Source organism: Natrialba sp. PRR66 (assembly GCF_034808065.1).
Classification (GTDB): Archaea; Halobacteriota; Halobacteria; order Halobacteriales; family Natrialbaceae; genus Natrialba; species Natrialba aegyptia.
The window spans coordinates 445,312-466,022 of sequence record NZ_JAXHGN010000002.1 but is presented as its reverse complement, the minus strand read 5'-3'; the positions used below and the strand labels follow the sequence as shown (position 1 = coordinate 466,022).

The 20,711-nt window shown below is 63.6% G+C and carries 20 protein-coding genes; 6 read left to right on the top strand and 14 right to left on the bottom strand.

Annotated elements, in window-relative coordinates:
- Positions 1 to 7: 7 nt before the first annotated feature.
- A complete protein-coding gene (locus SM755_RS08440; protein WP_323172273.1) occupies positions 8 to 700 on the bottom strand; it encodes an ABC transporter ATP-binding protein in 693 nt (230 codons plus the stop codon).
- A complete protein-coding gene (locus SM755_RS08435; protein ID WP_323172272.1) occupies positions 697 to 1,287 on the bottom strand; it encodes a biotin transporter BioY in 591 nt (196 codons plus the stop codon). Before SM755_RS08435 ends, SM755_RS08440 begins: the two co-directional genes overlap by 4 nt.
- Positions 1,288 to 1,813: 526 nt before the next feature.
- Here SM755_RS08435 and SM755_RS08430 point away from each other — a divergent pair.
- Positions 1,814 to 6,277 carry a CARDB domain-containing protein gene (locus tag SM755_RS08430; protein ID WP_323172271.1) on the top strand — a complete coding sequence of 1,488 codons (4,464 nt, stop codon included), beginning with the start codon at positions 1,814 to 1,816 and terminating at the stop codon, positions 6,275 to 6,277.
- Positions 6,278 to 6,330: 53 nt separating this feature from the next.
- Here SM755_RS08430 and SM755_RS08425 read toward each other — a convergent pair whose 3' ends face one another.
- A complete protein-coding gene (locus SM755_RS08425; RefSeq protein WP_323172270.1) occupies positions 6,331 to 6,627 on the bottom strand; it encodes a hypothetical protein in 297 nt (98 codons plus the stop codon).
- Positions 6,628 to 6,738: 111 nt separating this feature from the next.
- On the opposite strand from SM755_RS08425, the gene SM755_RS08420 reads away from it, so the two are divergent.
- Complete coding sequence (locus SM755_RS08420; RefSeq protein WP_006826216.1) at positions 6,739 to 6,882, top strand: hypothetical protein; 144 nt, start codon at positions 6,739 to 6,741, stop codon at positions 6,880 to 6,882.
- 189 nt (positions 6,883 to 7,071) lie between these two features.
- On the opposite strand, the gene SM755_RS08415 is transcribed toward SM755_RS08420, so the two are convergent.
- The 6 genes from SM755_RS08415 to SM755_RS08390 form a co-directional block, all read right to left on the bottom strand.
- Positions 7,072 to 7,569 (bottom strand): DUF5799 family protein, encoded by a 498-nt coding sequence (locus SM755_RS08415; RefSeq protein ID WP_323172269.1) that lies wholly within the window; start codon positions 7,567 to 7,569, stop codon positions 7,072 to 7,074.
- A gap of 55 nt (positions 7,570 to 7,624) precedes the next feature.
- Entirely contained in the window at positions 7,625 to 8,125 is a 501-nt protein-coding gene (locus SM755_RS08410; RefSeq protein ID WP_323172268.1) for a gamma carbonic anhydrase family protein, read from the bottom strand.
- A 341-nt stretch (positions 8,126 to 8,466) separates the two neighbouring features.
- Entirely contained in the window at positions 8,467 to 8,865 is a 399-nt protein-coding gene (locus SM755_RS08405; protein ID WP_323172267.1) for a DUF3006 domain-containing protein, read from the bottom strand.
- Entirely contained in the window at positions 8,862 to 10,019 is a 1,158-nt protein-coding gene (locus SM755_RS08400) for a ComEC/Rec2 family competence protein (protein ID WP_323172266.1), read from the bottom strand. Before SM755_RS08400 ends, SM755_RS08405 begins: the two co-directional genes overlap by 4 nt.
- Before the next feature lie 159 nt (positions 10,020 to 10,178).
- Entirely contained in the window at positions 10,179 to 10,574 is a 396-nt protein-coding gene (locus tag SM755_RS08395) for an OsmC family protein (protein ID WP_006665930.1), read from the bottom strand.
- A 99-nt stretch (positions 10,575 to 10,673) separates the two neighbouring features.
- On the bottom strand, positions 10,674 to 11,402 hold the full coding sequence (locus SM755_RS08390; RefSeq protein ID WP_323172265.1) for a metal-dependent hydrolase: 729 nt from the start codon (positions 11,400 to 11,402) through the stop codon (positions 10,674 to 10,676).
- A 481-nt stretch (positions 11,403 to 11,883) separates the two neighbouring features.
- Between SM755_RS08390 and SM755_RS08385 the strand changes: the two genes are divergently transcribed.
- Complete coding sequence (locus tag SM755_RS08385) at positions 11,884 to 12,147, top strand: hypothetical protein (protein ID WP_006665928.1); 264 nt, start codon at positions 11,884 to 11,886, stop codon at positions 12,145 to 12,147.
- Positions 12,148 to 12,290: 143 nt separating this feature from the next.
- On the opposite strand, the gene SM755_RS08380 is transcribed toward SM755_RS08385, so the two are convergent.
- The gene (locus tag SM755_RS08380) at positions 12,291 to 12,722 is read right to left on the bottom strand and encodes a hypothetical protein (RefSeq protein WP_323172264.1); all 432 of its coding nucleotides are present in this window, start codon (positions 12,720 to 12,722) and stop codon (positions 12,291 to 12,293) included.
- A gap of 337 nt (positions 12,723 to 13,059) precedes the next feature.
- Between SM755_RS08380 and SM755_RS08375 the strand changes: the two genes are divergently transcribed.
- From SM755_RS08375 to SM755_RS08365, 3 genes are all read left to right on the top strand, one after another.
- Positions 13,060 to 13,818 carry a TrkA C-terminal domain-containing protein gene (locus SM755_RS08375; protein ID WP_049903699.1) on the top strand — a complete coding sequence of 253 codons (759 nt, stop codon included), beginning with the start codon at positions 13,060 to 13,062 and terminating at the stop codon, positions 13,816 to 13,818.
- A gap of 509 nt (positions 13,819 to 14,327) precedes the next feature.
- Positions 14,328 to 14,621, top strand: a complete 294-nt coding sequence (locus tag SM755_RS08370) for a hypothetical protein (RefSeq protein WP_323172263.1) — start codon at positions 14,328 to 14,330, stop codon at positions 14,619 to 14,621.
- Positions 14,622 to 15,256: 635 nt separating this feature from the next.
- On the top strand, positions 15,257 to 17,443 hold the full coding sequence (locus tag SM755_RS08365) for an OB-fold nucleic acid binding domain-containing protein (RefSeq protein WP_323172262.1): 2,187 nt from the start codon (positions 15,257 to 15,259) through the stop codon (positions 17,441 to 17,443).
- 144 nt (positions 17,444 to 17,587) lie between these two features.
- Here the strand turns inward: SM755_RS08365 and mnhG are convergent, their stop codons facing one another.
- From mnhG to SM755_RS08345, 4 genes are read right to left on the bottom strand one after another with little or no spacing between them, the layout of a single operon-like run.
- Complete coding sequence (gene mnhG / locus SM755_RS08360; RefSeq protein WP_006665923.1) at positions 17,588 to 17,980, bottom strand: monovalent cation/H(+) antiporter subunit G; 393 nt, start codon at positions 17,978 to 17,980, stop codon at positions 17,588 to 17,590.
- Positions 17,977 to 18,264 carry a monovalent cation/H+ antiporter complex subunit F gene (locus SM755_RS08355; protein ID WP_006108165.1) on the bottom strand — a complete coding sequence of 96 codons (288 nt, stop codon included), beginning with the start codon at positions 18,262 to 18,264 and terminating at the stop codon, positions 17,977 to 17,979. The genes mnhG and SM755_RS08355 overlap by 4 nt, the downstream gene beginning before the upstream one ends.
- Positions 18,257 to 18,946, bottom strand: coding sequence for a Na+/H+ antiporter subunit E (locus SM755_RS08350; RefSeq protein ID WP_323172261.1), 690 nt, complete (start codon positions 18,944 to 18,946; stop codon positions 18,257 to 18,259). The genes SM755_RS08355 and SM755_RS08350 overlap by 8 nt, the downstream gene beginning before the upstream one ends.
- Positions 18,943 to 20,709, bottom strand: coding sequence for a proton-conducting transporter membrane subunit (locus tag SM755_RS08345; RefSeq protein ID WP_323172260.1), 1,767 nt, complete (start codon positions 20,707 to 20,709; stop codon positions 18,943 to 18,945). The genes SM755_RS08350 and SM755_RS08345 overlap by 4 nt, the downstream gene beginning before the upstream one ends.
- Positions 20,710 to 20,711 lie beyond the last annotated feature (2 nt).

The following is a 20,711-nucleotide window of genomic DNA, read 5'->3' as shown; positions in this document are numbered from 1 at the left end:
TGACGGATCACAGGATCGCGAGTTCAGCACAGTCGTCGAGTGCCTGTTCGGGTGGCTTGTCGATGATGATCTGGCCGTCCTGCATACCGATCACGCGGTCTGTGAGGTCACGAATCTCGCGCAGGTCGTGGGTCGCCAGCAGAACGCCTGTCCCGCGGTCGGAGAGCGATTCGAGTCGCGAGCGAACGGAGCGGCGGGCGGGCGTATCGAGTCCGGTGAAGGGTTCGTCGAGGACGAGGTACGATGGTTTCATCGCGAGCGCGCCCGCGATGGCGACGCGGGCCTGCTCGCCGCCCGAGAGGGTTTCGATGCGGTCGTCCTCTCGGTCGGCCATGTTCACCGCCTCGAGGGCGGCCGTGACGCGGCTGTCGATTGCCGGGCGATCGAGTCCAAGGTTCTCCGGGCCGAACGCCACGTCCGCGCCGACGGTCGCGGCGACGAACTGGTCGCGCGGGTGCTGAAAGACCATGCCGACGGTCGAGCGTGCGGCGATCAGGTCCGCTTCGACCGGCGTGCCGTCGACCAGCACGGTGCCGCTGTCGGGCGTGAGCAGTCCGTTACAGTGGCGCAGCAGGGTCGTCTTCCCGCTGCCGTTCGGGCCGACGAGAACGACGAACTCTCCGTTTTCGATCGTCAGCGACAGGTCCTCGAGGACCGGCACGTCGTCGAAGCCGTACGTGACGGATCTGAACTCGATCATCGAACTCGGGTCGGCGAGAGGCGGCCGCTTCTGACGATGGCGATCGCGGCGGCGATCTTTACGATTTCACCGGGGATGAACGGCAGTGCTCCGACGGTAATCGCCTCCCAGGCGTTCAGTTCCAGTATCAGACTCATGTACGCCGATCCCATCCCGTAGATGAGAATCGTTGCGGCAACGAGTGCGGTGACGACGACAGGCAGCGAGACGTTCGCCGGGTCTCGAAGGTCGGTTCCGCGATGAACGAAGAGCCCGATAAGCGCCGCCGCGAACGGGTACGACCAGAGGTAGCCGCCGCTCTGGCCAAACAGAACGCCGAGGCCTGCGTTAAACCCGGCAAAGACAGGTACTCCGACGGCACCGGCGGTAAGATAGAGGACCATTGAAAACGCACTCCAGACCGGTCCGAGAACGAGTCCGGCGAGGAAGACGAACAGAACTTGCAGCGTGATCGGAACCGGCGAGAACGGCAGCGGAATCGCAACCGGTGCAACCGCACCGAGAAGCGCCGCGAGCAACGCCGCGCGAGCGAATCGATGCACGACGGCGTCGCCGACGAGTTCAACATCACGCTGATCTGTTTCCATGCCCCCGCCTCGTTCGTAAACCGTGATCAAAACTTCGGTTTTCGAGGTGGGACCGACCGCGACGATCGGCGGGAGCGGAAGCCGGTTTACACCCACTCATAGCCTCATTCTCGCCCGCTTCGAGACAGCGCGGGTTCGAAAGCGGTCGCTTCCTGTCGCAGTCCGTTACCGTCACCGTCGCTGCGTAGTGCTGCCAGTCGCCGCTGAACTCGCGTTGTCCGCCGGCGAGTCGCATCTCGCTTGTCTCTGCCATAGCGTAACAAGCGATTGTGTCAACGCGGCTGCTGAAACGACCGGCGGGCTTATGCGCGGATTCGGTCGGGTGATGGAAAACGATGTGGGGTGGTACTGCATGGCATTTGGCTCGGGAGAATCGCACGGCGGGACGGCGATACCGGTACTCTGATCGAGGCGCGAGACGGGGCGTATCCTGTCGGCGTTCGCGTTCGAGAGACAGGTACTCGCAGCGGTCACGGCGGGATGGCGGATGCGACAGTGATGGCGGCCGGCGTCGCGGTGGTCGGCGATGACGCGGGCGCGCACACGAACAGTCACAGTCGTCGCGGTCGCGGGTCTGCTGATCACGAGCATGGCCGCAGTCGCGCTGCTCGGAACTGACCGTCCCGGCGTCGGGAGCGACGAGCCGAACACCGGGTTCGGCGACGCACCCGCGTCTTCGCCCTCCGCTTCGACACCCGGCGTTGCTAGCGACGGAGGCGGCGCGGAATCGTCGCCGACACCGCTTGCGACGGTCGATTCGACGGCGACGGATCGTGACGGCGTCACCGCCGATGGAACGCACCCGCAACCGGACCAGGCCATCCTCACTCAGGAGCTCGAAACCGCCGTCGAGGAGGGTGTCGATCGCGGGATTGAACTCGTACAGGCCCAGGGCGTCGAGGTGACACAGGACCAGCGCGTGGTTGCGATGGACGCTGCCAACGCAACCGCCGCACAGCACCAGGAAGCCGACGCACAGCAGGTACAGGCGGCGACAACGGGTGCGGTACATGGGACGCTGATGCAGGAACAGCGAGTGAACGCGACGCAGATTCAGGCCGCCATTGCCGGGGCGACGGACGGCGCGCTCGCACAGCACCAGACGGCGACTGCGAGTCAGTTGCAGAGTGCGACCTGGGGCGCGACACACGGGGCGATCGCCCAGGGACAGCGCGTGACGGTCGAACAGCTCCAGGTCGCAACGTACGGAGCCGCGACGGGTGCCGCGAGTTCGGCCGGCGAGCACGAGGTGGACGACCAGCCGACGGTTCAGGAGGCGGCACGGGGGGCTGCCTATGGAGCGCTGGCACAGTACCAGCGACTCACCGCCGAACAGCGACAGACGATACCGGTCGAGCACGCACAGCACGCGGCAGCGGGCGCTGCGGCGGGGACGCTCGAGGGGAGCACGGAGACGGCGCTCGAGCAAGACCAGCAGATCGAGGCCGACCAGCGCCAGCAGTCGACGATCAAGGAGATCCAGACGGCGGCGAAGGGGGCGGCTGCGGGCGCGCTCGTCCAGCAACAGACTGTCTCGGTCGAGCAGACCCAATCCGCAGCGCGGGGTGCGGGTGCGGGTGCGATCAAGCAGGTGCAGTCGGTCCGCGTCGAGCAGGTCCAGCGGCTGTCGACGGCGAAGATCGAAGAGGCCGCACACGGCGCGGCGACGGGGGCGATCACCCAGTCGCAGGAGGCCACCGTCGAGCAGATTCAGGCGGCGGCTGACGGCGGTGCGCAGGGCGTGCTCGTCCAGCACCAGGAGGTGTCGATCACGCAGATCCAGGCCGCCGCGACGGGTGCGTCGAAGGGGGCGGTCGAGTCGGCGATCCAGTACCAGGTCGTCGAGATCGAGCAAATTCAGGCCGTCGCCCGCGGTGCCGGCGAGGGGGCCGTGATTCAGACGCAGGTCGTCACCGTTACGCAGGTCCAGCGCCTCGCCGCGGGGAGTGCGCAGGGAGCACTGACCCAATACCAGGAGGCGACCGTCACCCAGCTACAGGTGGCGGCCACGAGCGCGAGCCAGGAGACGGCACGGGCGATCCAGTCCCAGCGGATCTCCCTCACGCAACTTCAGACGCTGACCGCCGAAACCGCAGCCGAGACGACGAGTTACGCCGTCCAGCAAGGGATCGACGACGAGACTCGGCTCGTCCAGTACGTTGAGATCGAGGTCACCCAGCGTATCGAGGAGATCGACGAACTCGAGGGCAACACCGCGATCTCGTTCTCGAACCAGAACACGACGGGCGAGACCGTCGAAATCGATGCGGTGTCCCTCTCGGAGGGCGGCTTCGTCGCGATCTACAACGATACGACCGCGGCTCTCGACCCCGACGACGTGATCGGCGTCTCATCATATCTCGAGCCCGGTGACCACGAAAACGTCGCAATCGAACTCGAGGAACCGCTCGAGGCCGATCAGGCGCTCACCGCGGCCGTCCACCATGATACGACCGGCGACGAGACGTTCCGCTACGTCGAACGAGCCGGCGGCGACGACGAGCCGTACGTCACCGAGGGCGGCGCGCCAGTACTCGATACGGCGTTCGTTACCGTCGATGACTCCGACGTTCCCGACGAGCGCGAGGCGTCCCTCTCGGTGAGCGACCAAACCGGCGACGGCGAGACGCTGCTCGTCGACGAGGCGAACGCCTCCGTCGACTATCTGGTGAGCGCCACCTACAACGGCGAGCGCGTCGACAGCGACACCATCGATGCGGGCGACGCCGTCTCGGCGTTCGAACTCGAACTCGAGCCGCCGATCACGGAGGATAGCCCCATCGCGGTCTCGGTTCGAGCGGCGGACGACGATGAGGCGCTCGCGAACGAGACAATCGAGTTCACGATCGACGAGCCGATCGATCCCGAGGCCGTCCTGTCTGTTAGCGACCAGACCGGCGACGGCGAGTCGCTGACGATCGAGACGGCCAACGCGTCGGTCGACTACGCGCTGACGGTCGCCGACGAGAACGGGACGCAACTCGCGGAGGCGGGGCCGTTCGACGCCGGCGAGGCGATCGAGAACGAAACGATCGACCTCGAGACGCCGCTCGCATCGAGTTCGCTGCTCGAGGTGTCGCTCGTCGCCGTCGAGGAGAATCGGACGCTGGAAACGGAACTGCTCGAGTACACGGTCGACGAGTCGTTCCAGGTCGAGTTCACGAACTGCACGCGGGCCGAGGTGACGGGGACGTTCGAGGAGGGCGAGCGGATCGCCGCGAGCACGGGCTTTTACGCCGCCGGCGGGTTCGGGAACACGATCATCGAGGACTTCGTCAGGATCGGCGAGGACACCGAAGCGCCGTTCACGGGAACGATCGTCTTTGAGGTCGGCGCGGAAGACGAGTTCGACGGCGAGACCGTCACCGTCGGCGTGCCCGAGTACGGCACCTTCGGCACCTATATCTCCGGCATCAGCTCGCCGGAGGCGATTCCGTTCGCCGGCATCGACCATCCGAATCCGCAGGCGCAGGCGTGCAACGAGGAGGTTCGGCCGGCGGAGCCCGCAATCACCGTCGAGGAGACGACCGTCGTCGACGACGATCCGGATGCGCCCGTCATCGATGTGACGTTCGGTTCCGAGAACCCGAACGACGTCGCGCTGCCGGGAATCAGCGAGTTCATCGACGGGACGACCGACGAGGAACCGATCGACGCGCTCGAGCCCGGCGAGGACGAGTTCACCGTCGAGTGGACGCCCGCGGACGAGGACGAACGGCTGGTCTGGCAGTTCAACCTTGCTCACTTCGGGTACGAGGAGCCGCTGATCGCCGAGACGCCGACGGCAGGAGAGATCCTCGGGGAGACTGACCCCGCCGCGTTCGCGGTCGAGATCACCGAGACGAACTCGCCGGTCGAGCAGGGCGACCCGCTCGAGGTCGAGGCGCTCGTCGAGAACGTCGGCGGCGAAACCGGCGAGCAGGACGTGGAATTCGCTCTCGACGGTACCGTCGTCAATGCAACCGCTCTCGAACTCGATGCCAATAGCTCTGAAACGGTCTCGCTGAGTGCGGAGACATCCGAGATCGAGCCCGGCGAGTACACGGCGACGGTCGCAACCGAGAACGAGACCGCAGAGACGACGGTGACGATCGAGGAGCCGTCCGACCCCGCCGCGTTCGCGGTCGAAATCAGCGAGACGAACTCGCCGGTCGAACAGGGCGATTCGCTCGAGGTCGACGCGCTGATCGAAAACGTCAGGGACGAAGCCGGCGAGCAGGACGTGGAACTCGCGCTCGACGGCACCGTCGTCGATTCGACGAACGTCGAGCTCGAACCCACCGCCACCGAAACGGTCTCGCTGAGTGCGGAGACGAGTGAACTCGAGCCCGGCGAGTACGTGGCGACGGTCGCGACCGAGAACGAAACCGCCGAGACGACCGTCACCGTCGCGGAGCCGGCCGATCCCGCCGAGTTCAGTATCGTCGATCTCTCGGCACCCTCGTCCTTCGTCGCCGGGCAGGACGTGACCGTCGCCGCGACGATCACGAACACGGGTGAGCAACCGGGTAGCCAGCCGGTTACCTACAGCGTCGACGGGACGACGATCGCCGAGGACGAAACTGAACTCGAGCCGGGTGAAACGACGGTACTGACGTTCTCGTCGACGATTCCGGAGGGTGAGTCGACGCACACCGTCACGACGGCGGACGAACAGGCATCGGTAACGATCGAAGGCATTGCGGTCCCGGCCGACGAGTCGCCGGCTGACGAGCCGATCGAAGAGGCCCCGACGGAGAACGGCGACGACGGATCACCCGCCGGAGCGTCGCCGGACGAGTCGACCACCGAGGACGCTCCCGATGGATCGCCGCCGACGAACGGAACTGAGACGGAGTCCGCCGACGAGTCGGCTGCTGAAGCGTCACCGGGAGACGACACGACGGAAGATAACGCGATAGCCGACACGGCCACTCCCGATTCCGAATCGGTCGAACCCGGTGCTCAACAGGAGACGAACGGTGCTGCTCCGAACGAGACGGAGACCTAGCTACCGGTAATGTTACCTCACGACGGTTCGAAACGCGACGAAATCGAGCCGAGTTAGTGCTGGTGGCCGGTCGCCTCCCCGAAGGTCACGCCGAAGCGCTCCTCGAAGAGTTCCATGATGCGTTCTTCCTGGGCGTCGAGTTCGGGATCAGTTTCCTCGCCGTGGTGGACGATGTGGTGGGCACGGCTGGCGAACGAGAGCAGCGTTACGTCGCCGACCGTTTCGGCTGCGGTCTGGTCGCCCTCCGCGACGAGATCGAGGAGTCCGGTGGGGACTGTGACCTCGTCCGTGGTGTCGTCGTCGGCGCTGATCGAGATGGTCGTCGTCTCCACGTCGGTTGTCTCTGCCATACTCATACGTCGAGGAGCGTCCGTAAAGGTGCTGTGGGATTCTGGTGCGTTTGCCGAACGTTCATCCAGTAGCCCGCGATGTTTTTGCCCGCTGATGCCGTGCGTGGACATATGCCACAGGTTGAACTCGACGAGGAAACGATCGAACGGTTGGACGAACTGCGCATCGAGGACGAGTCGAACGACGAGTTGATCATGGAACTCATCAACATCTACGAGACGAGCGAGTATACGCTGTTCCACGCGGGCGACTGAAACGGTCCGCTGTACCGATTTCCCGACGTAACCGCTGGCGGTTAGCGGTTGCGCCGGAACGGCTGACAGCAGTCCGTATGTCCGTATGCGTGTTCGGGCGCGACGGTATCGGCGGACGGTGCACGTCCGGACGGGCGGTGGAACGGCGACGGGATCAGAAAAACGACTGACCGAGCAGTGAACGGGCCGTTAGCTATTCGTTTCGGTATCGTCCTCGCTCGTTACGACAGCGGCCTCACGAACGGACTCCCAGCGCCCCTTCGATTCGAGGTGGGACTGCAACTCGTCGGCGTAGGCCTGGGTCAGCCGTTCGGCCGCCTCGCGTTTCTCGGCGTGATCGTTCGCGCCTCCGCCGCCCATCCCGAGTGCGCCCTTGATCGAGTCGACGAGTCCCCCGGAACTCGAACCGCCGCTACCGCCGGCACCGGAGCCACCCGCTCCAGCCATCGCCCCCATCCCCGACTGGACGTTTTCGAGTTCGGGAATGATCTGTTCGATCTTGTCCGTATCTGCGACGATCTGCGCCCGGTCTGGGTCGTCGGGGTGTTCGATCTCGAACTCCGTCGCGGTCATGATCAGACTCCACTGCTGATTCGAGAATCGTGAACTCGCGATCTGCGAGGAGAATTCCTGATCGACGGCCATCCGCTCGCCGACGATGCGGTCGGTCCAGGACGTATTGCTCATGCGCGAGGGTTCGGACGGTAGTTGTATCAGCGTTTCCCTCCGATTTCGAGGGTGTTCAGTCGATTCGCTCGGCGGTGTCGGCATACTGCGTCGCGAGCGTTGCGTAGTGGGTCGCCGTGGCCTCGAGTTCAGGATCGTCGACCTCGCCCTTCGGTTCGGCGGGCGTTCCGGCGACGAGCGTGGCTGGGGGAACGTCGGTTCCTTCGGTGACGACGCTACCGGCGGCAACGACAGCTCCCTCGCCGACGTGTGCGTCGTCGAGAACGACCGCATTCATGCCGATCAGTGCGCCCTCGGCGACGGTGGCGTCGTGGACGATCGCGCTGTGGCCGACCGTGACGGCGGGTTCGAGTTCGGCTTCCTCGTGAAGGACGGCGTTATCCTGCACGTTCGCGCGTTCGCCGACGACGATCGTGCCGTGATCGCCGCGAAGCGTGGTGTTCGGCCAGACGCTCGCGTCGGCTTCGATGACGACATCGCCGATGACGACCGCGGTGTCATCGACGTAGGCCGAGTCAGCAACGCGCGGGGCCGTCCCGTTGAACGAGCGTAACATATGCGGGGGTGTCTCGCGAACGGTCTTGAATGTGTGTCTTGGTGACGGTATCCGCTCCAATGTAGTTTGGCATCACGGCTAAGATGGCGGCACGAGATGTATGAAATACAGCGGACGAACTGGCCCCCCACTGCCAGCGCTCCGCTGCTGTGAGATCCCTGCCCTCCCGTTACGGGCCAAGTGGATTCACGACTCCCGCATACCCGGCACCCGGCACCCACCACCCACCACACCAACTCTACCCCTACCCGGTTTTCGGCAGCCGTAACCGATGCCCACAGCCTCGTAGCGCGCCGGTTCTGTCACTCTCATTAATTCAGCATCCGCCTCTCTGCACGGAGTCACTCCTCCGAAAGGCGCTCCGACAGCCGATCGAACCGATCCTGTGTCTGCTCGCGTCGAACGTCCTCCTCGTCCTCGCGGTATTCGAGATCGACTACCGAGTTCACCTCAGTGGTCGTTTCGTCGTCGGTCGTCTCGTCATCAGCCGTCTTGTCGTCGATCGTCCCGTCATCGGCCGTCTCACCGTCGCTCCGCTCGTCTGCAGTTGTCTCGTCGACGGTCCCCTCGTCGACGGTCGCCTCGAAAACGGCCCCCTCGTGCCGACCGGCCGCTGGAATCCGGTCGACGGGAAGCGTGACTTCGGCGACGGGATCGCCGCCGTCTTCGAGCAGCAGGACGGCCGTTTCGCCGTCGACGAGTCGGTCAAGGACGGCGGTGTAGGTCGCTCGAGAGTTCATGGCTGGTGTGACGTAGGAACCGAGAGCCTATCAATCGGCGGTGTCGGCTGGAACCCGGCCGCGGTCGACCCGATCGCACCGGGTCCCGCCGCGGCGGACTGAACTCGCGTCGAGGCCGCATCAGGCCGGCGTTCGAGGGCCGCCTGCTCGTTCGCCTCGTGCTTCCGATCGAGCAACACCAACGGATCAGTCGAGGCTTCCGTCTCCGGCGTGACCGACTGCTTCTCGCCGTCGGTCCTGAGTACGACCGAGTCGTGGACGCCCGTCCAGTAGGTTTCGATACCCCGGTCGGCGAAGGCTTCGAGCACCTCGTCGTGCGGGTGCCCGTACTGCGAGTCGAGCGCGCTCGAGACGATCGCCGTGTCGGGGTTGACGGCGTCGAGGAACGGATCGGTCGAGGAGGTCGACGATCCGTGATGGCCCGCCTGGTAAACGTCGGCGTCGAGAGCACCACCGTGTGCGTCGACCAACCGCGCTTCCGTCGCCTCCCCGATATCGCCGGTCGTCAGATAGCTGAACTCGCCGAACTCGACGGCGAGGACGACCGCATTTCGGTCGAGATCGTCACCAGAGTCACCCGCCGGCGGGTTCAACACGGTTATCTCGGTCGTCCCGTTTTCGAGCGGGAGCGTGTCGCCTTCGACGACCTCGAACAGGTCGACATCGTATTCCTCGATCGCGTCGAGATAGTTATCATACGTCGCGCTCGTGTGAGCGACTCCGGAGTCGTAGGCCGCGCCGACGCCGTCACCGTTTTCCTCGAGGTGTTCGATGACGCCCGCGTGACCGCCGATATGGTCGGAATGGGCGTGCGTCGCGACGAGGTGGTCGATACGGTCGATTCCGCGCTCATCGAGGTAATCGATAACGTCCTGACCGTCCGCCGGCCAGTCGCCCGTATCGATCAGCACGGTCTCGTTTTCGGGGGTGACCAGTAACGTCGAATCCCCCTGCCCGACATCGATGTGATGAATCTCGAGTTCACCCTCGACGGCCGTCGGAGCGGTGTCCGAATCGCGCTCGCCGTCGTCCTGCTCTTGGTCGGTGTCGCCGAGACCGAAGCCACCGCCACAGCCTGCGAGCGTGACGATCGTAGCCACGGCGATCACTACCACCACTCGTTTCACGGGCCACCCAATGAGATCCAGTGACATGGGTATTTGGGGAAGTCACGCGGGCTGCGAATTCGAGTATCGGTGCCCGAAACGCCGTGCAACGAGCAACGACGGGTGACGACTGGCGGCCAGTTCCCACCGTTCACTTCGGACCCGCCGATCGACAAGGACAGACTCGGCTCACAAGTCGATCCGTGCTCAGAACGCGTCACCCTCGAGACTCGCGTCCGCGTGCAGGCTCTCTTTCAGGGCGTCATGAACCTTGCAGAGTTCGAACGCGCGCTCGATGATCTCCTCGCCCGTCTCGTCGTCGACCTCGGCCTCGACGCGAATATCGAACGTAATCGATTCGAGTTTGTCGTCGTCGTTGAGTTCGCCCTCCGAATCGATCTCGATCCGGCCCAGGTCTTCGACCCCGCGCTGTTGGCCGCCGACTCGCAGTGCGGGGACGTAACAGGACCCGTAAGCCGCGAGCAGCGATTCGAGCGTATCGGGAGCCTCCTCGCCGTTCGAATCGATCGTCGTCTCGAACTCGCGGACCTCATTCGTCGCGCTGTAGCCCTCTTCGGAGATCGTCGTCGCCTGTTTCGACATAGCACTCGTGCCATCCACAGCTGGTGCTGTAAACGTTGTTCTCGTACGCAGTAGCGTTCGATAGCGTGACAAAAGGAGCGCGAAGAAAGAAGAACGCGGTTACCCCTCGAGTTCGAACGGCTCGCCGGCCTCGAGCGCGTGAACGTCCGCGTCGCTGCCCGTCGCCCGGACTTCGCGCTCGAAGTCGTCCGTGTCCTGTTCGATCGGCGGGAAGGTATCGTAGTGCTGCGGGAAGGCGTGGTCGACATCGAGCCAGTCGACGGCGACGGCGGCCTGCCACGGCCCCATCGTGAAGTGATCGCCGATCGGTACGGCGGCGGCGTCCGGTTCGAGATAGGGGCCGATGACCTCGCGCATCTCGGTCATGAGCGAGGTGTCGCCGGCGTGGTAGAACGTCGTCGATTCTTCATCCGAGACCTGCGTCGGCTTCGTATCCGAAATAACGAATCCGGCCGGCATCCCGCCGCTCGCATCATTTTCGGTCATGATCCCGTTCGTGTGATCGGCACGGACCATCGTCACGAACGCGTCGCCGCACTCGACGGTGCCCCCGAGGTTCATTCCCATCCCGCCGACCGCGTCCTCGAAGCCGAACTCGTCCTCGCAGTAGGAGACGAGTTCAGGTGTCGCGACGAGCGTCGCCTCGCTGAACTCGCCGGCGTGGGCGATGTGGTCGGCGTGGCCGTGGGTGAGAAGCACGTAGTCGGGTGTGTCGATGTCCGACGGCTCAAGATCGGTCTTCGGGTTGTCGAAGAACGGATCGATCAACAGATCGGTCTCACCGACGGTGACGTGCCAGGTCGAGTGACCGTGCCAGATGAGTTCCATAGCATTCGGTTGGTTCGTCGTGAGCGACTTAAAGTTGGGTGGGGCAGGGCCCGCCGGCGTCGAGTGGTCGCCGAAACGGGTGCGAGCGAGTGCCCGAAGGCGACGGATGCCCGAACGAATTGTGGCCCGGTGCCGGGCCGCGGTTCGATGCTGTGAACAATCACCAGTATTTATTCGTCACCGATCGAAATTATAACCGGCCGCACGCACGCTGACACACCCTGCATGCGGTTCGGCCCTCGGAGTGCTCCGCACGGTGCGGATCACGACTCGAAGTGGGCCGATGCGATCCGGCATCCGGAACCGATCCGGCGGGAACTGTCCGTGGTGGCCCCATTTTGGGGCGGCCTCGGTTCCGGTTTGTGTCCCACGATTGCACGGGGCTGACCGCGTTTTATCCCGCGAGATGAACAGACTGGGACGAGTTCACTGGGCGACCGCAATGCCGTGGCGTTTTTTATCCGGCCCCCGTACGGAGGGTATGCTCTCACTGACGCTCGAGGACTTCATGGTAGAGCTCAACGACGGCGCGATCAAGAACGTCGGCCCCAACAACAAGGAAGCCACGATCAAACTGTTCGACGTCGAATCCGCCGAGGCCCGCGAGTTCGGCGACAAGCGCGTCAAACTCGTCTTCGACGACGCCGACGGCAACGAGATTCAGGTCTCGCTGTTCCCCGAGGACATCGAAGAACTCCTCGCCGATCTCGACGAACTCGAGGAGAACTCGGCGGTCTTCGAGTAGTGCGCTCGGTGTGCGGAATCGACGACAAAAATTGATTTTCGGCAGAATCGCCCGGACGTAGTATCCGAGTTCGGTGCGCTAGTTCGGGGTGACTCTTGTCTCATCCGAACAGTGCTTGTGCTCGTACTCGTACTAATGACGAACTACTGATCTTGAGCGGTTTCGCACCCGTAGATCGGGGTTACTCCGTCGCCCGACTGTGGATCATAGTAGATGCTCAGACTTGCAGACGTTCCCTGGGAGCACTCTTCTGAATTAGCATGACGACCCTCTCGGGGAGCCCACGGGAATTGCACGGGTTCATCGTCGTCAACGGCGACGGCAACCGACGCAGGGGAACCGTCGATGACCCTGTTTTCGTCGCCGTTCCGGGCTGGAAGATCGTATGTCCGATCGAAGAGCGTCTCACCGGCGTCGTCGGTTATGGTGACCGCAAAGGCGTGGGATTCCTCGCTTCCGTTGAGCATATCCACGTAGTGGTGATCGGTTTCTTCACCGAGGACGGCCGAACAGCCGGCGACGGTTGCGCTGGCGAGGGCTGTCGTCGAGGCGAGCAAGGACCGGCGAGTAACCATAACAATCACATACAGGAGAAAATATAAGTACTTTATTTATCAGTATGAAAAAATCTCTGTCGAGCGAATAGCATTGTATTAGAGGGTATAGAACGATCCGCATGGCGTTCTTTTCACCCAATCTGGAGCGAACTATCCGTTCACTACATTTGTGAATCGAACGCTAGTACTTCTATCATCTATTGGTGATGTTGGCAGATCCGTGCTGAATACACAGCGCAAACGCAGCACAAGATTCAGTTCGGTTTGAGAAGGTGGTAGTCGCTCAGTATAGGGTACTATCAGTGCACTGTGAAACGTACGAGGACTCTTTTACAGCACCATGGTAGTGACGCACATGGTTGCAACAACCCAAATTTTCTCGGTCTTCATCATCTTCGCACTCTCTCTACTAGTCATCCGGATCGGCTCAGTCGCGCTTCGGATGACCGGACTGTCGCCCGATGTCTCCACATTTCAGGCCGCATCGGCGTTCTCTGGGGCCGGTTTTACAACTGAAGAGGCCGAATTCGCGGTTTCCGAACCCATCAGACGATCCACTATCTTATGGTTAATTCGCATCGGGAGTATCGGTGTCGTGGGTGCACTCACGTCGCTTCTCCTGTCGTTCATCAACTCTGGTGGCGAAAATTCGCTTACGCTCGTCTACGTTCTTGGTGGCTTGCTTCTGATTATTGCCACCGCGAAGAGTCAGTTGCTTAATGAAGCCGTTACACCACTCATTGAACGGGTTCTCGAGAGGACGACAGACCTGGCGATCAACGACTATACCCGGATGCTCGGACTCCAAAGCGAGTATCAGGTCGCTGAAGTAGACGTGAACCAGGACGACTGGCTTTCGAACAATAGCGCCGACGAAATGAACCTCGCTGAAGAGGGTGTGCTCTTGCTCGGCCTTCGGCGAAATGGCGACTACATCGGTGCCCCAGGATCAGATACGGAGATACATCCTGGCGACACTGTCGTCCTATACGGAAAGGAAGGCAGGTTGCAGGAACTCTCTGACCGTGCCGAAGGCGATGTGGATGCTCACGAAGATGCGACTGAGGAACACAAAGATATACTTGACGAACAGGCTGAGCTTATCAACCAGTGAGCAGTTCGCGTGACCGGTACATTCACTTGATCAGCATGGAAACAAACGCTAATCGGCTGCTGCCTACAACCTCTATATTCAGCAGGTAGCTTTTGGCATAGTTCGGATAGATCGATAGCCGCTTCGGTAACTGCTTGCCCTGGACTTACCGTTTGTCGGGTAGTCACAGAGAGAGGGGATGAAAACTGTTCTATGACACCCTCTTGTATTACGGAATTGTGGTTCGAGTTCTATCCCGTCGGGGAGAGTGATCGCAGCGATCCTTCCCGACAGTCAGCGATAGATATAAGTCACTACCAGTTACCAATTAGAACGGAAGCCACAACGTGGGGTACGAAAGTGCCCCGGGTGTTAGAGCACCCAAGGCGTGGCTTCCAACCCGTGCGGTTTGAAGCCATGTTTGCGTACATTCTCACGGGATATAAACATCCCGCACGATTGACGAGTCGAATCGTCCGCGTACTGCCGTCTCTACCGTCCGAATTCGGCGGAGTCACGAGGTGTCAGGAATGACCCGGAGTGACGACAACGGAGTCGGCGAACCGGATACCGAACCGACCGAAACCCGGACCGACGCACACGAGAACACCGGTAACGCACACAAGAATCCGGGCGAAACGCACGAACACCCCGGTGACGCACATGAAAATCCCGATCGCGAGACCGACCACGAGTTCAGAACGTGCCCGCGGTGCGGGGAGCCGATCACTCGGACGACGATGATCGGGCCGACGGACGCGGTTGCGGGGCCGTGTGGGTGTCGCGTTGCGCCGCCCGTTCCGGAGCAATCCGACGAGACCTGATGTGAGACGGTCTGCTATAACGATTTACCGGCGCGACCGCGCCCGTCCTGCGGTTGCGCCGGAAATGACTTACAGCAGTCCGTATGAGTCGCGTGCAACGTCCCCGGGCTGTTGCACGCCCGTCGTCGGGTCGCGGCGGGATATCGGATTCCGATCGGTGTGCCCGGTGAGCGGAGACGATTGCCATCGGAGCCCTCACTGACCACCACCATCTACCACCATTCGAAACCCGCATCGACCGGAATCCGGGCCGTAACTGCGACCCGAACGCTACTGCTCGCATTCTACAACCAGCGGATTCACTCGATCGGCTCCGGGCCGTCGATCGGACGCAGTTCGTTTTCGGCCTCGACGTCGCGCTTGAACTCGTCCGGGTCGGACGCATTGTCGCGTGTTGTGCCATTTCTGCCTGTCCCTGTGTCCCTCCAGCGAGAGCAGCGGCCGAACGACGGGACGAGTTCAGAATCAGGAATCACCACGATCGGTCGGTACTGGCCGTTCTCCGGAGGATGAGCAACTGTACTGCCCCCGGCGGGCAGGCGGGAACAGGGATGGACGAAACCGCTGACGACCACCCTGACAACCCGGACTCATTTCGACAACCGTTTTAGGACGAAACTGCTTGATACGAGTAGATGGGTAACTGTATCATCTGCGGCATACCCGTTGACGGTGAAATCTGCGAGAGTCACGAGGAGGATGCTGTCTTCGAATTCGAAGGCACAGCCGCCTCCCAGCTCTCCCCCGGTCGGTACTACCGGGGCACCGTCGACGGCTACGCCGACTTCGGTGTCTTCATCGACATCGGATCACACGTTACTGGCCTGTTGCACAGAAGCGAACTCGACCAACGACTCGAAAGCCTCGACTGGGACCCCGGCGACGATGTCTATGTCCAAGTGCTCGACGTGCGGGACAACGGCAACGTCGATCTGGGCTGGTCGATCCGCCAGCGCGAACGCGAGTTCCGCGGCAAACTGATCGAGACGGCCGACGACGAGTTCCGTCCCGAGGAGTTCGAGGACGAGACCGGGAGCGACACGCAGACCGATACCGGCGCGAACGCCGCCGAGACCACCGACGACTCGGCTGAGTCGAGCGATGACCAGCCAACGCCGGGGACGCCGAACGCGACGGATACCGTCGCCGGCGGCAGCGGCTCCGTTGCGACCGAGTCCGCGGCGGCCTCGGCTCCCGCGACCGACGCCGATGCGGAAACTGAAGCCGAAGAGACGGACGAGACGCTCGCTGCGGAGTCTGCAGACGAAGAGAGCGATGTCGACGAGGAACCGGCGCTCAAGCGAACCACCGTCGACGCCATCGAGAACCAGGTCGGCAGCGTCGTCCGACTCGAGGGTGAAATCACGGGTGCCCGCCAGACCAGCGGCCCGACGGTCTTCGAACTGCGCGACGAGACCGGCACCGTCGAATGCGCCGCCTTCGAAGAAGCTGGCGTTCGTGCCTACCCCGACGTGACGGTCGACGACGTCGTCGCACTGGAAGGCGAAATCGAGCGCCACCACGGCGACCTGCAGGTCGAGACCGAAACCCTCGACCGACTCGACGGCGACGAGCGCGCGACCGTCACGGAGCGCCTCGAAACCGCACTCGAACGCGAGGCGAGCCCCGACAACGTTTCGCTGCTTGCCGACCACGACGCAGTCGCCGCCGTCGAAGACGGGCTCGTCGACGCCGCGACCGCGATCCGTCGCGCCGTCATGGAGGCCCGACCGATCGTCGTTCGCCACGCCGCCACCGCCGACGGCTACGTTGCCGGTGCCGCCATCGAGCGCGCCGTGCTCCCGCTAATCCGCGAGAAGCACACCCGCGACGACGCCGAATACCACTACTTCGAGCGCCGACCGCTCGACGGTCGCGTCTACGACATGGACGCTGCAACCGACGACGTCACCTCGATGCTCGAGGCCCGCGAACGCCACGGCGAGCAACTCCCGCTCGTCGTCCTCGTCGATGCTGGTTCGACCGTCGAATCCGTCGACGGTTACGACCTGCTCTCGCTGTACGACGCCGACGCACTCGTCATCGACGACAGCAACGCCGACGCGGCGATCACCGACGCCGTCTCGGTCGCCGTCGCACCGTCGCTCGCAGATGCGGACGTTTCGGACGTGACCTCGACCGCACTCTCCGCAACCGTCGCCGCCCACGTCAACGACGACGTTCGCGCCGACCTCGAACACCTCCCCGCCGTCAGCTACTGGGAGAACACCCCCGAGGCCTACCGCGAACTCGCCGCCGACGCCGGCTACGACGAGACCGGCATCTCCGAGCGCCGTGAAGCCATCGCGCTCGAGGCCTACTACCAGTCCTACAAGGACAAACGCGAACTCGTCGCCGACCTCCTCTTCGGCGACGACGAGGAGACCGACCGGCCGGTCGACGGCGACCTCGCTGCCCACGTCTCCGAACAGTTCCGCGCGAAACTCGATACCGGTCTCGAAACCGCCCGGGAGAACCTGACGACCGAATCCGTCGACGGGATCAGCGTCGCCGTCCTCGATACGGCGGCCTTCACTCACCGCTACAACTTCCCGACGACAACGCTCCTGCTCGATGCGCTGCACCGACGCGAACGCGAGGACGACTCGTTCGTCACCCTCGGTCTCGGCGACGACGAACTCCACGTCCGCGCAACCGAGTCGCTGAACGTTCGTGACCTCGGCGACGCCATCGCCGAAGCAGCCCCCGACGCCGGCGTCCACGTCGTCGGCGGCCAGGACGGTCATATCGAGTTCCTCCCCGGCGAGCGCGACGCCGTTCGCCAGGCGGCACTCGACGCACTCGACGCAACGCTCGCGTAACACTACGTCGACCGCCAGACGGCGCGTCACAACGCAGTCTCGTCCTCCGGACACTATCGACCGATAGCGACGGCGTCGCGGTGCCGTTCGGCGACGAATCGGATCGACGGCGAGCGGACCCGCACGCAACAGAACGGTGCAGCGTTACGCATCTGAACTCGAGTCGTCGGCGGTTTCGGACTGCTCGAGTTCACCTCTCTGTTCACCGTCGTCTTCACTCGTCGACTCGTCGGGCCAGACGACGCTGTCCTCGAAGGGAACGCCGCTGCGGTGTGCGGAGCGGGCGATCATGTGTGCGCCGGTCGGGACGGTCAGGAAGAGGAATGCGATGCCGATGAGTGAGGTGAGGCCTTCGTTTCCGGGACCGAAGGAGACGAAGCCGGCGAGGAAGATTGCGGCGGTGCCAAGCGTCGTGGGCTTGCTCGTTGCGTGCATGCGGTTGTAGACGTTCGGGAGGCGGAGCAGTCCGATCGTGCCGACGGTGAGGAAGAAGACGCCGACGACGATCAGGGCGATGATGAGAGCGGATCGGATCATTCGATGATCTCGCCCTCCGTGACGAATTTGGCGACGGCGACCGTGGCGATAAAGCCGATGATGGCGAGGACGAGACTCACCGTAATGAAGAGCCCGCGGCCGGTCTGGAGTGCGAACAGGACGGCAATTGCGACGACGTTCGTGGCGATAGCGTCCAGTGCGACGACGCGGTCGGGTGTCGTCGGTCCCTGAACGACGCGATAGCCACAGAGCAGACAGAGTCCGCTGACGAGGATCAGCGCCGTGCGAACGGTCCATTCGAGGACGGCTGGATCGTCACTCATCCTCGTCGGCCTCCGTCTGGCTGTGCTGGTCGTCGGAGTTCGGCTCTCGGTCGGGCATTCCGTTGTGATGGCCGTCTTCGCCTCGGTCGTGGTGGGTTCGTTCGCGTGCAGCGTTCGTGTCGTCGTCCTCGCGTCCGGTGATGATCGCGGGTGGCGGATCGGACGGAGACAGTTCCTCGTCGAACATCTCCAGTGCATAGGTTTCCCAGGTTCTGATGGGGGCGGCGATCGATTCGGGATCGCGACCGTCGATCGCGTGGACGTACAATGCGTTTTCGTCCGGGTCGTGATCCAGGGCGACGGTGCCTGGCGTGAGGGTGATACTGTTGGCGATGAGCGTGATTCCGGCCACGGTCTGGACGCGAAGCGGGACCAGGATTACTTCGGGTTCGATCTTCACCCGGGGAGAGAGAACTCGGTAGGCGACATCGAGGTTTGCACGGACGAGTTCCCATGAGAAGGCCGCGAGGTAGCGACCGGCGTACGGTGAGGCGTGGCCCAGCCGACCGAGATCGGTGTACTTTCCGTACAGACGCCGGAAGAGGAACGCGATCGGGAGGCCGACGACGATGCCGGCGAGGAACTGTCCGACGAGCGCTGCGGGTGCGAGTTCGATGCCGCGGACGAAGATCCAGAGCACGGCGAAGACGATGCCGGCGACGGGCCAGGTGCGGACGGTCATGGGAGCTCACCTCCATCACTGGTAGTGATCGTTCCAGTTCCGGGTTCCGTTTCAGGTTCAGTACCCATTCCAGTTTCGCCTCCGCCTCCACCTGCGCCTGCGCCTGCACCCGTGTCCATATTGCCGCCGTCCACGCCAGAAACCGTCTGGTTCGGATCGACGGCGTCGATATAGCCGTCGGTATCGAGGGCGGCCGTGGCGGCGGCGTCTGCGAATCGGTAGATCGGCTCGAATCCGATGCCGACGGCGACGATCGTCACAGCGAGCGCGAGGAGAACGGCCACCTGAACCGGGTCGGTAACCGCGTCGTCGACCGCGGGTGTTCGTTGTCCCCAGAAGCTTCGGTTCCAGGCCCGCGTTACGTACGCGATCGTCAACAGCGAGCCGGCGAGGAGGAGCACGAGCACCGACATCGATCCTGCCTGGGCGGCGGCGTCGAAGACGAGGAATTTGCCGAAAAAGCCCGATAGCGGGGGGATGCCGACGAGCGCGAGCGAGCCGATGAAAAACGCCCCAGCGAGGGGTGGCGAACGGCTTGCCAGGCCGCCGAGGTCGGCGAGACGGCTCGTTCCGGTCGCCGTTCGGACCGCCCCGACCGCGAGAAAGAGCATGCCCTTCGCCAGGGCGTGGTTGAGCGCGTACACCAGTGCGGCAACGATCGCAATGTGGCGAATGTCTGGAACTGTCGTCGTTGCGGCAATCGCGACCGGAACCGCGATGAAGCCGACCTGACCGATACTCGAGTACGCGAGGACGCCCTCGAGGGAGTCTCGGCCGACGGCACCGAGTCCGCCGACGAGGATGCTTGCGGTGCCCATGACGAACAGGACGGCACCGATGAACGCGAGCGGCGAGTCGCCCGCGAGTATCGTGCCGACGGCCGGGACGGCGAGGTCGACACCGATCTGGGCGTCCGCGAAGACGGTGAACGAGAGCCGGATGATAGCGTAGATGCCGACCTTCTTGGTCGCGCCCGCGAGTAGTGCGGTGATCGGAGGCGGAGCGGCCCGATAGGCGGTCGGGATCCAGAACTGGAAGGGGACGAGCCCCGCTTTGATCGCGAACACCGACAGGAGAAGGCCGAGGAGACCGACGACCGGCCCGGGATCGATTCCGTACGCCGCGGGCGCGGCGAGTCGACGCGCGAGATCGGCCATGTTGAGCGTCCCCGTCGTCGCGTAGATGCCGCCGACGCCGAGCAGGAAGACGGCGCTGGCGAGCAGGTTGAGCGCGACGTACCAGAACGCGGCGCGGGTGTGCTGGGGGCCGCCGTAGTAGGCGACGAAAATGTAACTCACCATCAACATCACCTCGAACCAGACGAACAGGTTGAACAGATCACCCGTAAGGAACGCGCCGGTGACGCCGAGCGCCAGGAAGTGAAACAGCGGAAAGTAGTAGCTGCGCCGGTCGAGTTCAGGGAGGACTCGGATCGAGAAGACGAGCGAGGCGACGCCGATCACGGCGACCATCGTCAGCATAAATGCCGAGAGTCCGTCGGCGACGAGTGTGATTCCGAAGGGGGCCGGAAGCCCGCCGACCTGATAGGTTGCAGCGCCCGGTGCGTCGGGCGCGAGAACGACGTACCAGTCGATCGCTGCGACGGCGACGAGGTAGGCCGCGCCGCCCGCGAGGCTGACGCCCGCTCGGGCGCGGGGGCGAGTTCCGAGGAGCAACGTGCCGACGGCTGCGACGAGGACGATCAGCATGGGAGCGATCACCAGCGTCGATTCCGCGCCGGGAGACAGCGTCTGTAGCGCCATCC